Origin of the sequence: Roseibium sp. SCP14 (genome assembly GCF_040329475.1) — a bacterium.
Classification (GTDB): Bacteria; Pseudomonadota; Alphaproteobacteria; order Rhizobiales; family Stappiaceae; genus Roseibium.
The window spans coordinates 120,916-134,413 of sequence record NZ_JBDZYH010000002.1; the positions used below are offsets into that span (position 1 = coordinate 120,916).

At 55.7% G+C, this 13,498-nt stretch carries 12 protein-coding genes; 9 read left to right on the forward strand and 3 right to left on the reverse strand.

Annotated elements, in window-relative coordinates; genetic code table 11:
- Positions 1-683: 683 nt before the first annotated feature.
- The 5 genes from ABLQ08_RS08030 (at position 684) to ABLQ08_RS08050 (ending at position 6,829) form a co-directional block, all read left to right on the forward strand.
- Positions 684-926, forward strand: a complete 243-nt coding sequence (locus tag ABLQ08_RS08030; RefSeq protein ID WP_352942554.1) for a helix-turn-helix domain-containing protein — start codon at positions 684-686, stop codon at positions 924-926.
- Positions 927-1,099: 173 nt separating this feature from the next.
- Positions 1,100-4,462 (forward strand): carbamoyl-phosphate synthase large subunit, encoded by a 3,363-nt coding sequence (carB, locus tag ABLQ08_RS08035; RefSeq protein WP_352940642.1) that lies wholly within the window; start codon positions 1,100-1,102, stop codon positions 4,460-4,462.
- Positions 4,463-4,575: 113 nt separating this feature from the next.
- A complete protein-coding gene (greA, locus tag ABLQ08_RS08040; protein ID WP_352940643.1) occupies positions 4,576-5,049 on the forward strand; it encodes a transcription elongation factor GreA in 474 nt (157 codons plus the stop codon).
- Between the two features lie 99 nt (positions 5,050-5,148).
- Positions 5,149-5,628, forward strand: a complete 480-nt coding sequence (locus ABLQ08_RS08045) for a hypothetical protein (protein ID WP_352940644.1) — start codon at positions 5,149-5,151, stop codon at positions 5,626-5,628.
- A gap of 304 nt (positions 5,629-5,932) precedes the next feature.
- Complete coding sequence (locus ABLQ08_RS08050) at positions 5,933-6,829, forward strand: DMT family transporter (RefSeq protein ID WP_352940645.1); 897 nt, start codon at positions 5,933-5,935, stop codon at positions 6,827-6,829.
- Here ABLQ08_RS08050 and ABLQ08_RS08055 read toward each other — a convergent pair.
- Entirely contained in the window at positions 6,826-7,296 is a 471-nt protein-coding gene (locus ABLQ08_RS08055; RefSeq protein ID WP_008190144.1) for an Lrp/AsnC family transcriptional regulator, read from the reverse strand. The genes ABLQ08_RS08050 and ABLQ08_RS08055 overlap by 4 nt on opposite strands.
- Positions 7,297-7,495: 199 nt before the next feature.
- Here ABLQ08_RS08055 and ABLQ08_RS08060 point away from each other — a divergent pair, with 199 nt between their 5' ends.
- Genes ABLQ08_RS08060 through ABLQ08_RS08070 form a run of 3 tightly spaced genes read left to right on the forward strand, consistent with a single transcriptional unit; the run spans position 7,496 to position 10,449 of the window.
- Positions 7,496-8,500 (forward strand): mitochondrial fission ELM1 family protein, encoded by a 1,005-nt coding sequence (locus ABLQ08_RS08060; protein ID WP_352940646.1) that lies wholly within the window; start codon positions 7,496-7,498, stop codon positions 8,498-8,500.
- A 51-nt stretch (positions 8,501-8,551) separates the two neighbouring features.
- Positions 8,552-9,520, forward strand: coding sequence for a thioredoxin-disulfide reductase (gene trxB / locus ABLQ08_RS08065; protein ID WP_352940647.1), 969 nt, complete (start codon positions 8,552-8,554; stop codon positions 9,518-9,520).
- Between the two features lie 32 nt (positions 9,521-9,552).
- A complete protein-coding gene (locus ABLQ08_RS08070) occupies positions 9,553-10,449 on the forward strand; it encodes a LysR family transcriptional regulator (protein ID WP_352940648.1) in 897 nt (298 codons plus the stop codon).
- A gap of 21 nt (positions 10,450-10,470) precedes the next feature.
- On the opposite strand, the gene ABLQ08_RS08075 is transcribed toward ABLQ08_RS08070, so the two are convergent.
- Positions 10,471-11,007: a dihydrofolate reductase family protein gene (locus ABLQ08_RS08075; protein WP_352940649.1), complete on the reverse strand. Its 537-nt coding sequence runs from the start codon at positions 11,005-11,007 to the stop codon at positions 10,471-10,473.
- Positions 11,008-11,227: 220 nt separating this feature from the next.
- Positions 11,228-12,922, reverse strand: a complete 1,695-nt coding sequence (locus ABLQ08_RS08080) for a M20/M25/M40 family metallo-hydrolase (protein WP_352940650.1) — start codon at positions 12,920-12,922, stop codon at positions 11,228-11,230.
- 144 nt (positions 12,923-13,066) lie between these two features.
- Here ABLQ08_RS08080 and ABLQ08_RS08085 point away from each other — a divergent pair, with 144 nt between their 5' ends.
- Entirely contained in the window at positions 13,067-13,483 is a 417-nt protein-coding gene (locus tag ABLQ08_RS08085; RefSeq protein WP_352940651.1) for an Lrp/AsnC family transcriptional regulator, read from the forward strand.
- Positions 13,484-13,498 lie beyond the last annotated feature (15 nt).

Genomic DNA, 13,498 nt, shown 5'->3' on the forward strand with positions numbered 1-13,498 from the left:
GATCGACAGTTAAAATCTACGATAAAATTGGATTTATTGCTTATTTTCCGCAGAAGCATCAGTGCACGGAAAACTAAAACTAAATTTTTGGCAGATTGAGCACACAACTAGGAATAATAAGACAGAATGTCGCGTTCCAAAGTGGGTATAAATATTAATTATCGATAATGAGAACCTAATAAATATTCTTTCCCGCGCTCAGGATATCCCCAATGAATTTTAGTGACCCTGCGGCAGGAGAAATTCGGAAAACGCTTAATTTTCCAAAACTTAACACTGACAGTTATAACAGGGCTCCAAAAATGTCTAGATAGCACTTAGACACATCGAGTTCCCCCTTCACGAAGGGGAACCATACGACGATACCTCACACCGCCGACATACACCTTAAACGAGCATCTTGAAAGTCTGAAATTTTTCGGATCGGAACCCTCGAACAAATACGGTGCGCAGAAGCATTTTGGGCGCAAGAATCAGATGAGGGCACGCTTTCTCTTTTCGTAAGTCTGCACGCCTGGCACAAAAAGTAGCACATTGTGCACTTCTTGATTGACAAGTTATCATGGAGGTTATTTCTGTCAGGAAGTCGGCATGTGCACGGCCGACCGTGGCAGAACCGAACCAAGGTACTCCGGAATAAAAGAAATATGGCCGAATCAAAATCAAAAACCTCTGTTCCCGGGATGACACCGCAACAGTTCCGCATATGGCGGAGGACGCTTGGGTTGAAGCAAAAGGATGCGGCTGACCGGTTGGGTCTGAAAAAACGCATGATCCAGTACTATGAAAAAGGAAACCGCGACGGCCGACCGGTTGAAATCCCGAAATCCATTCGATTGGCGTGCTACGCACTGTCCGAAGGAATTGGCGATTTCGACGGCCAGACCACGACACCATTGCCCGCCGAGGCCGCGGACACCGAATAATCTTATCATTCCGGGTCGGAAAACGTCGTCTTCTCGCTTTCCCGGGGTTTCCTAGCGCTGCGCTTTTCCCTATAAGACGCGCTCAGCCAACATTGTCATTCACACTTAGATCGTGCCAGACCGAGTAGCGGAGCCCGCTAATACGGATTGGCCGCTGCGAGCTGCGAGCCGAGATGCCCAAACGCACAGATATCTCTTCCATCCTGATCATTGGTGCCGGCCCGATCGTTATCGGTCAGGCCTGCGAATTCGATTACTCGGGCACTCAGGCCTGCAAGGCGCTGCGCGAAGAGGGATACCGCATCATTCTGGTGAACTCGAACCCGGCGACGATCATGACCGACCCGGACCTCGCAGACGCCACCTACATCGAGCCGATCACACCTGAACTCGTTGCCAAGATCATCGAGAAGGAACGTCCGGACGCATTGCTGCCGACGATGGGCGGCCAGACGGCGTTGAACTGCGCGCTCGATCTGGAACAGATGGGCGTCCTCGAAGAATACGGCGTCGAAATGATCGGTGCGCGCGGCGATGTTATCGAGAAGGCGGAGGACCGCGAAAAGTTCCGCGCCGCCATGGATACAATCGGTCTGGAAAACCCACGCGCTGCCATCGCCTCCTCACCGGCCATACGCGGAGAAGACGGCAAGATCACCGGATATGACCGCAACGCTGGTTTTCTGGAAGCCATGCGCGCACTCGACGAAATCGGACTGCCGGCGATCATTCGCCCCGCCTTTACGCTTGGCGGCACCGGAGGCGGTGTTGCCTATAACCGCGAGGAATACGAGACCATCGTCCGCTCCGGCATCGACGCGTCGCCTGTCGGTCAGGTACTGATCGACGAAAGCCTTCTCGGCTGGAAGGAGTATGAAATGGAAGTCGTCCGCGACAAGGCGGACAATTGCATCATCATCTGCTCCATCGAGAATGTCGATCCGATGGGCGTCCATACGGGCGATTCCATCACCGTTGCACCGGCTCTCACGCTAACCGACAAAGAATACCAGATCATGCGTGACGCCTCGATTGCGGTGCTGCGTGAAATCGGTGTCGAGACGGGGGGCTCCAACGTTCAGTTTGCGGTCAATCCGGACAACGGGCGTCTGGTCGTCATCGAGATGAACCCGCGTGTGTCCCGCTCGTCTGCCCTTGCCTCGAAAGCGACCGGCTTCCCGATCGCCAAGATCGCAGCCAAGCTAGCCGTCGGATACACGCTCGATGAACTTGAAAACGACATTACCGGCGGTGCGACACCCGCTTCCTTCGAGCCGACCATCGACTACGTCGTCACCAAGATCCCGCGCTTTGCCTTCGAGAAGTTCCCGGGTTCTGAATCAAATCTGACCACCGCCATGAAATCGGTCGGTGAAGTGATGGCCATTGGCCGGACCTTCAACGAGAGCCTGCAGAAGGCATTGCGTGGCCTGGAAACCGGGCTGAACGGTTTCGATGAAACCGAAATTCCGGGCCTGGATCAGGGGGACGACAAGAACGCCTTGCGGGCAGCTGTTTCGACAGCGACACCGACCCGTCTGCTCAATGTCGCCCAGGCCATGCGCCTTGGCATGACCATCGAGGAAATCCACAGTGCCAGCGGCATCAACACCTGGTTCCTGGAACAGATCGCCGACATCCTGGCCATGGAAGCAAAAGTCAGGAACATCGGCCTGCCTGCGGATGCGTCCAACCTGCGCAAACTGAAATCCATGGGCTTCTCCGATGCACGTCTTGCAAGCCTTGCAGGCGTAGAGGCCGACGACGTGGTGAAACTGCGGAACGAGCTGGACGTCCATCCGGTTTACAAACGCATCGACACTTGCGCCGCCGAATTCGCCTCACCGACTGCTTACATGTACTCGACCTACGAGGCGCCGTTCATGGGCACTCCGGCCTGCGAGGCCAATCCGTCCGACAAGAAGAAGGTCGTCATTCTGGGCGGCGGCCCGAACAGAATCGGTCAGGGGATCGAGTTCGACTATTGCTGCTGTCACGCCGCTTTCGCGTTGGATGATGCAGGCTATGAGACCATCATGGTCAACTGTAACCCTGAAACGGTGTCAACCGACTACGACACTTCCGACAGGCTGTATTTCGAGCCGTTGACGGCGGAAGACGTGCTGGAAATCATCCGCAAGGAAAGAGAAAACGGCACGCTGCACGGCGTCATCGTTCAGTTTGGTGGCCAGACCCCGCTGAAACTGGCTCAGGCCTTGGTGAAAGCCGATGTGCCGATCCTGGGCACCTCTCCGGACATGATCGATCTCGCTGAAGATCGGGACCGTTTCCAGAAGCTGCTGATCAAACTTGATCTGAAACAGCCTGAGAACGGCATCGCCTATTCTGTCGAGCAGGGACGCCTGATTGCCGGTCAGCTCGGTCTGCCTCTGGTGGTTCGCCCGTCTTATGTTCTGGGTGGTCGTGCCATGCAGATCATCCGCGATGAGGAAGCACTGAATTCCTATCTTCTTGGAACTCTGCCGGAGCTGGTTCCAGCTGAAGTCCGGGCCAAATACCCGAACGACAAGACCGGCCAGATCAACACGGTCCTCGGCACCAATCCCCTGCTCTTCGACCGCTACCTTGAAGGAGCGATCGAGGTGGATGTCGATGCACTTTGCGATGGCAAGGACGTCTTTGTCTGCGGCATCATGGAGCACATCGAGGAAGCCGGCATCCACTCCGGTGACAGTGCCTGCTCGCTGCCTCCGTTCTCCCTGCAGGAGGACCTGCTGAAAGAGCTGAAACGTCAGACGACTGCTCTTGCGCTCGCACTGGAAGTCGGTGGTCTGATGAACGTGCAATACGCGATCAAGGATGGCGAGATCTACGTTCTGGAAGTGAATCCGCGCGCATCGCGAACCGTGCCGTTCGTTGCAAAGACCGTTGGAGAGCCCATCGCAAAGATTGCCAGCCGCGTCATGGCCGGTGAAAGCCTCGCCTCCTTCGGACTTACAGAGAAGAACCTGAACCATATCGCGGTCAAGGAGGCCGTGTTCCCGTTCGCACGTTTCCCGGGCGTCGACACGATCCTCGGCCCGGAAATGCGCTCCACCGGCGAGGTCATGGGTCTCGACACGAGATTCGGTACCGCTTTCGCCAAGTCACAGATCGGCTGCGGCACCGGTGTTCCTGAAAGCGGCACGGTGTTCGTCTCCATGCGCGATCAGGACAAGGAAGGCGTGATCGACGCGGTTCGCAAGCTCGAGGAAGCCGGCTTCAACGTCATCGCGACGGCAGGCACCCAGAAGTTCCTTGAGGAAAACGGCATCGCCGCGAAGAAAGTGAACAAGGTGCTTGAAGGCCGTCCGCATATCGTTGATGCTGTGAAGAACGGTGAGGTTCAGCTCGTCTTCAATACAACCGAGGGTGCGCAGGCGATCGCCGACAGCCGGTCCATGCGCCGGGCAGCCCTTCTGAACAAGGTGCCGTATTACACGACCCTTGCCGGTTCCGTTGCAGCAGCCAAAGGCATTGCTGCCCATAAAGCGGGGAGCCTTGAAGTAAGGCCTTTACAATCTTACTTCGGCTGAGGCTATTATACACGTTGCCCGGCCGGGAAAGTGCGCCTTTCCCGGCTTGGTTTGTTTTTGCAAAAGCGCGGTCCTCAAGAAGGGGGACCCAATAAGCTGAAGGTCTGAGACCCATGGAAAAAGTTCCGATGACCTCTGCCGGTTACAAAATGCTTCAGGATGAGCTGAAGGAGCGTACCACGGTTGAGCGTCCGCGCATCGTCGATGCGATTGCCGAAGCACGTGCTCATGGCGACTTGTCGGAAAATGCCGAATACCACGCCGCCAAGGAAGCCCAGAGCCTGAATGAAGGCCGTATCTCGGAACTGGAAGACAAGCTTTCGCGGGCCGAAGTGATCGACGTCACCAAATTGTCCGGCGAAATGGTCAAGTTCGGCGCAACCGTGTCCCTCATCGATGAGGATACCGAAGAAGAAAAGCGCTACATGATTGTCGGCGATGTCGAGTCCGACGTGAAGCAGAACAAGGTTTCGATCTCGTCTCCGATCGCTCGTGCGCTTATCGGCAAGTCCGTCGGTGACAGCGTAGAGGTTGCCGCGCCGGGCGGCGCCCGCTCCTATGAGATCGTCGAAGTACAGTTCGTTTGATCTCCTCAACCTCCAAACCGCTATAAAGACACGCTTTTTCCTTTGACGCCTGCCGGTCTAACGTTAAGGTAGCAACCGGCAAGTGTCGGAGGGCAAACAATGGTCTTTCATGCAATTGGAATGTGGCTGCTGGCGGCGTCGATCCCGCTCTGGATCTATCGTTGGATTGTCTATTCCAAACTTGATGAGCGAGAGCGCCTGATCTTCAAGCGCATCATCAAGCAACGCCACGAAAGCGCGTTTGCCTTTGCACTGCGCATGTTCGGTTATCTGGTTGCACTTGCTGCTGCCGTGGTCATTCTCGTTCTGGGCCTGCGCTACTTCAAGCACGGCACCGCGCAGATCGGCGCTTACCGCGAGACGATACGCGGGCGCCTCTATTCAGGCTACGAACCCGTCGACCAGATGCTCGACACCTTCCATTACGATCAACTGCTTCCGATTGCCATCCTGACAACCTGTGCCTTGCTCAGCGTCGCTTTCACTCTGGTCGCAACGGCGCTCAGGGACATTTCGACAGTCAGAAGGCTGAACAGGAAAGTTGAGAGCATGAAAGAGCGTCAGTCAGCAGCCAAGTGAGCCGGACGTCCTTTCGGCAATGTGGTCTGAAGTCAGGAAAACAGCGTCTGCCGGCATTTCTTCAAACAGCGCCTAGTCAAGGTCACGGCACTGGAATCAAGCGGTTTGCCGAGGAAATAATCTCCTCCATTCCGGTGGAGACAAACCGGCGAGGTCGGCGAATTTTTTCGTGACTTCGGTTTCTTGGTTTGCCCAGCGGTTCAGGGCATCTATCACCGGGCGGATGAAGATTTGTCTTTGCAACCGGTCCATTTCAGGCCACCGTCGATTCGACTGTCTTTGCGGGGAATAAGGATGCCGTCACATGGGTAAAATGACCCCGCTTGAAATCCTGATGGCAATTATGGTCGCGCTGGTATGGGGCATGGGCATTGTTTTTGCCAAAGGGGCGATCGAATTTTTCCCGCCGATCCTTCTGATGGCGCTTCGCTTCACGCTCACCGCCTTTGTGCTGGTCTGGTTTACGCGCATTCCCAGCGGCAATCTCGTCTATCTTTTCTTCATTGCCATCGTGGCAGCCGCCATCCAGTACAGCCTCACCTTTACCGGTTTGATCGGACTGGAAGCAGGAACAGCTGCACTGATTGTCCAGCTCGAGGTTCCCTTTCTCGTTCTTCTCGGCGCACTCCTTTTGAGCGAGAAACCGGGTCTGCGCAAATGGATCGGCATCGCCATCTCGTTTTGCGGGGTCGCTCTGATGACCCAGCATAGCGAGATGGGTGGTAGCCTGACATCTGTTTTTCTGGTGATTGGTGGAGCATTTTCCTGGGCGCTTGGCCAGGTCATGGTCCGTAGCCTGAAGAATATTCAAGGCATGCAGGTGACGGCATGGATCGCGGTATTTGCCGCGCCCCAGCTATATGTAATGTCGGCGATATTCGAAGAAGGGCAGGTCGAGGCAATCAGAAATGCAGATGTGATTGTCTGGGGAGCCGTTTTTTATCTCGGCCTTGTCATGACCGCTCTGGGCTATTTCCTCTGGAACACGCTGATCAGACGCCATGACGTCGGCAGGGTTGCTCCATTCCTGCTGCTATTACCGTTTTTTTCGGTTGTGGGCGGTGTGCTGTTTCTTGGAGAACAGCCAACACTCGCCAAGTTGACCGGGGGACTGGTCGTCCTGCTGGGTGTCGCTGTCATCACGATCAACCCGGCAGTGTTCGCCCGGCGAAGTGTGGGAGCGAATCTCCCGTCGGACTAACCGTCGATTGGCACGACCGGCTCGTCCTTTGTCCTGCGGATGGTGAGGGCCGTGCGGACGCTGTCCACATTCGGCGCCGCCGTCAGTTCCCGAATCACAAAGTTCTGGAATGTCTGCAGATCGGGTGAAACGCATTTCAGAAGAAAATCGACTTCACCGGAAAGCATGTAGCTCTCGCGCACCAAAGGCCACTTCTCGACCGTCTGTTCGAACGCAATCAGATCGGCTTCCGTCTGGCTGTGAAGTCCCACCATCGCAAAGGCAGTCACGTCATAGCCAAGCTGCTTTTCATCCAGGAGTGTGCGATATCCCTGAATAAGCCCTGCTTCTTCAAGAGCCCGAACGCGGCGCAGGCACGGGGGAGCAGAAATGCCGACCCTGCGAGCCAGCTCGACATTGGTCATCCGGCCGTCGTCTTGCAGTTCCTTCAGAATCTGCCAGTCAATGGCATCTAGCCGCGCTTTCAAACCTGTCTCCTTCGAGCTTTTTCAGATGGCTCACTTGTGGGTAGCTGCCACAGAACCTGTGATGACACCTTGCAGGGGATGAGAATCCCACGATAACCTGAATTCGGGTGCCCAGTTATGATTTTTTGCGCATTTGTGCAAGACTATAACAAATTTGCGCACGATTTCGAAAGATTACGATAGGGGAAATTCTCCTGACATGCAGAGACAGCTGGAGGATTCTCCGTCATCGGCCTGGGTTCTGACTGACGGAAAGGCTGGCGATCTTGCGCAGTGTATCGGTGTTGTCGAAGCGCTTGGGTGTCCCTACGAGACACGCCGGATAGCGCCCCGTCCTCCATTTTCCTGGTGGTTGCCCTATGGGCCGACAGATCCAAGAGAATGGGAGACGAGAGACGGCAGTCCCATTACTCCGCCCTACCCCGATCTGGTTGTCGCTTCCGGCCGGCGAGCGGCCGCTTATCTGAAACGGATCAAGAGGTTGTCCAAAGGCAAAACCTTCACCGTTTTCCTGAAGGACCCGAGAACCGGGCCTGGAACGGCCGACCTGATCTGGGTTCCCGAACATGACAAGCTCCGAGGACGCAACGTCCTCGTCACGCCGACCTCGCCCCATCGGTTTTCAGCAGATAGATTGAATGAACTGCGCATGGACAAAGTTCCTGAAATAGACCGATTGGCGCATCCACGTGTCGCCGTTCTGGTTGGCGGGGACAGCCGACATCATACTTTCACCGAAGAAGATCAGCACAAACTTCTGAACGGCCTGAGGCAATTGGCGCAGGACGATGGCGCTCACTTCATGATCACGGCCTCCCGGCGGACACCGTCTGGATTGGCTTACGGTCTTGCGGGCCTTGCGAAATCAGGTTCTCACATTTACTGGACCGGCAAGGGTGACAATCCACTCGGTCACTACCTCGCCAAGGCGGATGCAATCGTGGCGACTGCAGATTCCACCAACATGATCGGTGAGGCCGCGGTCACCGGAAAGCCGGTGCATGTGTTCCATCCAGGCGGTGGTCACGACAAGATCACTCGCTTTTTGGGGACTTTGCAGCACTTGGGTGTTATTCACCCCTTTCCAGGTCCGTTGAAAACCACTACCTACGAGCCGATAGATGCGACGCCGCTAATCGCAGAACGGATTTTGACCGATTATTCGGCGTTTCGGCAGCAAGACACAGGATACTCGACCAGCTAACACACATCCATGATGCGGCTGGCACAGGCAGACAGGAAAAAGGTGCGCTTCATGAGCACGGAACACAGCAAGCTTTTGATCATCGGCTCCGGTCCCGCCGGTTACACTGCAGCCATTTATGCTGCGCGTGCCATGATCGAACCTACGCTGGTTGCCGGTATTCAACCGGGCGGCCAGCTGACCATCACCACGGATGTTGAAAACTATCCGGGTTTTGCCGATCCGGTCATGGGGCCGTGGTTGATGGAACAGATGCAGAAGCAAGCTGAAAACGTCGGCACCAAGATGGTTTACGATACGATCGTCGAGGCTGATCTGTCCCAGCGCCCGTTTCGCCTGAAAGCCGATAGCGGCACGACCTTCACCGCGGACGCTCTGGTAATTGCAACAGGCGCCCAGGCGCGCTGGCTCGGCCTGCCGTCTGAACAGGATTACATGGGCGCCGGTGTCTCCGCATGTGCGACCTGTGACGGCTTCTTCTACCGAAACAAGGAAGTTGTTGTTGTCGGCGGCGGCAATACGGCTGTCGAAGAGGCGCTGTACCTGGCCAATCTTGCTTCCAAGGTGACGCTTGTTCATCGTCGCGACAGCCTGCGGGCCGAGAAGATCCTGCAGGACCGCATGTTCCAGAACCCGAAAATCGAAGTGATCTGGGATCATCAGGTCGATGAAATTCTCGGGGGTGGCAATCCGAAAGCGGTTACGGGCGTACGCTTGAAGAACACCAGCACCGGAGAACTTCAGGAGATTTCAACCGACGGCGTCTTCGTTGCCATTGGCCATGCGCCATCGGTGGAGCTGTTCAAGGACCAGCTTGCTCTGAAGTCGAATGGCTATCTGGAAACTGCGCCGGATTCGACCAAGACCTCGATTCCCGGAGTGTTTGCTGCCGGTGACGTGACGGACGACATCTACCGTCAGGCCGTAACCGCAGCCGGCATGGGCTGCATGGCGGCCCTTGAAGCTGAGAAGTTTCTGGCCGAACATGAAACAGAATCCACTCAACAAGCGGCCGAATAAGGCCGCTTGAACGTTCTGCGGAGGGGGCACGCATGGATTGGGACAAACTACGCATTTTTCATGCAGCTGCTCAGGCGGGCAGCTTCACACATGCGGGTGACACGCTGCATATGAGCCAGTCGGCAGTCAGCCGGCAGGTCAGCGCGTTGGAGCATGATCTGGGTGTCCCCCTTTTTCACCGTCACGCGCGCGGCCTGCTCCTGACCGAGCAGGGCGAGTTGCTGTACCGGACGGCAAGCGACGTTCTGATGAAGCTGGAAGCTGTTCAGTCCAGCCTCACCGACAGCAAGGACAAACCGTCGGGTATCCTTCGGGTCACCACAACCGTCGGCCTCGGGTCCACCTGGCTGACCTCGCGCATCAAGAATTTCATCGATCTGTATCCGGATGTTGATCTGCACCTGATATTCGACGACGACGAACTTGATCTGGGCATGCGTGAAGCCGATGTCGCCATCCGACTGCGGCAACCGACCCAGCCGGACCTCATTCAGCGCAAACTGTTCACCGTGCATTTCCACGTATATGCGGCGCCGGAATACATCCAGCGGTTCGGCGCCCCCAATACCATTGAAGATATCGACGATCACCGCATCGTCGCATTCGGTGAACAGGCGCCAGCCTATTTGCGGTCGATGAACTGGCTGGAAACGATTGGCCGGTCGCCGACCTCTCCTCGCAGATCGGTATTGAAAGCCAACAATCTGGTCGCGATCAAGAGAGCCGTTCAGTCCGGTGTCGGTATCGCAATGTTGCCGGACTACATTATCGACAAGGCAACCAATCTTGTACCGGTGCTGACCGAGTACGAGGACAAGGTTCCCTCGTTTGATACCTATTTCGTGTACCCTTCCGAACTGAAGAATACCGCCCGGATCAAGGCTTTCCGGGAATTTCTGCTGACCAATGCGGAGAACTGGGTCTACTGACCCAGTTCCTGCCGCTGGCGATTATCCGTTCAGAATTTCGAACTCGTGGAACACCGTTCCGTCCGGATAGGCGACCATATCAAGTTGTCTCAAGTCGATTGCACGGTCATTTGCACCAAACAACCTGACACCCTGGCCGAGCAATATCGGAGCCCTTTTGAGCCGTAATCTGTCGATCAGCTTCAGCTCCAGCAAAGATGCCGCCAGCGTACCACCGCCGCACAGGTAAATCGGCCCGGCTGCTTCTCGCTTCAACCTGAGCAAAACGGCTTCTGCGTCCTTTCGAATTGGCGAGACCTCGGCATCGTCAGGTAGTTCGAGGTTCGATGAGAGCACATAGGACAGCATTCCCGGATATGGATTTGCTCCGGCGGGTAGGCCAAAGCGATAGCCGAATTCATAGGTCCGGCGCCCCATCAGGCAAACGGCATAGCTATCCAGGCGCTTTCGGTAAGCGTCGACAATCGGACCTTCATGAGGGAAACGGCTTACATCTTCATTATTGCCGCAAATAAATCCGTCAAGCGAGACGGCAACATCATAAACGATCGGTTGCATGGAACCTCCAGCAAGGAACAAGGATCTTGGTGATTAAATCTGGTCCAAGAGCTTATTTGTTCACTGGCGGGGCACTCCTGATCGAATAAAGAACAACTTGTGGTGACGAGCGGTCACGGCGCGCATCATACGTAGATCAAGTTGGAATACCACCTTAAAAATGCAACCGGTCGGAATGCGCGTAAACCTTCGCCGGTTACGCGAATTCCAACTCGCTGGCCTATTCATGATTTCCCAGAAACCTGTCACCGATTTCGGCGATAATCCGGGGCAGTTCATCAAAGGCATAAGGTTTGTAAACACGCTCCAGCCGTTGGTGGAACTCGCGTCCCCATGGCCCGATATTCACCATCGGACAGCGCAAGGCATTTTCATTGGGCCGGTCGACCAGCCATGCCGGGGGTGTATTGTCCGAAACGACACTGGAGGTATCCTTGCTCGGTTGCCCGAAGAAACTCATGTCCGAGATCCCTTCAAAGTAAGGCCGCCATTTCACCCGGCGGGAAGGCTCTGCCTCGTAACCTGAAAGCGTCTCGGTTATCGCTGAGTGAAGCGCGGCATCATGAGCGTGTTCAAGATCCAGGCGTGTTGCCGGATAGTGAAGGCTCGCAAAGCCCACGATCACAACGGGCCCGGAGACACGTGCCTGGGCAACGAGCCAATTGGTCAGTTCACGGCTGGCGGAAAGCGGATTGTCGACAGATTGCAATTCAGACTGTTTGGCCTCAAGCACAGACTGAAACTCGTTCCCCATCTGCCGGGCAGCTTCCTGTTTCACTTCCGCATACGTCAGAATGCGCACCCCCGCGGCACCCGGCCAGTCCGTTCCTCCGGACTTTTCTGCGTAACTGCGGGCGTTTTCTGAAATCCGTGCGACGGCCTCTTCGGCCGCAGACTTAACTTCCGTCCGAAAACGCTTGAACAACTCTTCCGGTGTCCAGGAATGATAAAGCCAGTTGAAGGCAAGCCAGGTCCGCTCCGGTGTCGTGACTTCATAGACGTCACGCAAGTCCCGCGCCTCGAGACAAATCGGCGGTGGTGATATCGCCTCGGGTGTGTGATCCGACAATTCCGCGTTCGCTTCAATACGCCTGACGACTTCCGCCGCAATGAGCTGCGCACTGACGCCTTCATACGGATAGCTGGCGTGTGAACTCTGTCCGATGACAAGGGCAAACGGCATCAGCTTGCCGATCGTTCCGGCATAAGCAGCACGCCCCTCACTGCCGTCTCCCTGATCGGACGTGACATCCATGTTGATCGCTCCAACCGGATCCAGCTGCAAGTCGTCCATCAACTGCGGCAGCCAGTCACGCAGTGCCCGCATGCCTCGGCTGTCTCGCTCCTCGTCCGGACTGCAGCACAAAACAAGATTGCCCTGCCGGCCCTCCTGATTTGCAAACCGTTCCAGCACCGCAATCCCGGCGGCAAGGCCACTTTTCATATCGAGCATACCACGCCCGGGCAGGAACTCTCCGCTTTCAAGGTCGCGCAGAGCCTTGTCTTCCTGTTCATTCAAGGAGCGTGCTGAAAGGTCCGAGACCAGCGCTTCCTTGAGCTCGTAGGGCTCGCGGGAAAGATCCTTGAGGTCGTGATAATTGTCGATTGAAACCGTGTCATAGTGCCCTGCGAGCAGAAGGGACTTTCTCCCCTGCCCTCTGACGACCGCAACCACATTTTGCGCTTTGGTATGTCCAAGGCCAGGCACAACACGAATATCGGACGGGTTCTCCGCGAAGTATGGTATCTCCATCAGGATATCGACCAGCTTTTGCGCAAAGCCTTCTTCATCAGGTGTGCCGGTTTCACTTGGAATGCGCACCAGCCTGCACGCCAGATCCTCGACTCGTTCCGCCGGCTGCCACTCGTTTCGGTTCCGAGACTGCGTTTCCGGTCGATGATTTCCAGATGTCATGCGTTTCACCTTCGAACTCCTGAAGCCATTCACGTGACTTTCGCTCATGGCTCCGTTAGAAAAAACGCGAGAAACTGACAAAAATTCCGATACTCTGACCATTTTGTCAGCATCTCGCTCAAAATAGTCAATCCTGGAGGCAAAATGGACGATCTGGATCGCAGGCTCATAGCGGAATTGCGCATCAACAGCCGCGCCTCACTGCCCAAACTTGCCGAAGTGCTGAAGGTCGCCAGAGGAACTGTGCAAACTCGTCTCGACCGGTTGATTGCCAACGGAACAATCAAGAGTTTCACGATCCGGCTCAGCGATGAACTGCCGGAAAACATGCTGCGGGCCATGATGCTGATCGAGCTCGGCGGCAGAAACGTCAAATCTGCAATTTCCGCGATCAAACGGGTTCCCGGTGTGGCTTCCCTTTCCAATACCAATGGGGTGTGGGACATTGTCGCCGAAATCGAAGTTTCGAATGTGGCGGAAATGAACAGGGTCATTTCCGAAATCCGACTGATGAACGGCGTGGAGAAATCCGAAACATTCATGCTTCTTGGACCGGCATAAGACCTGACCGCATTC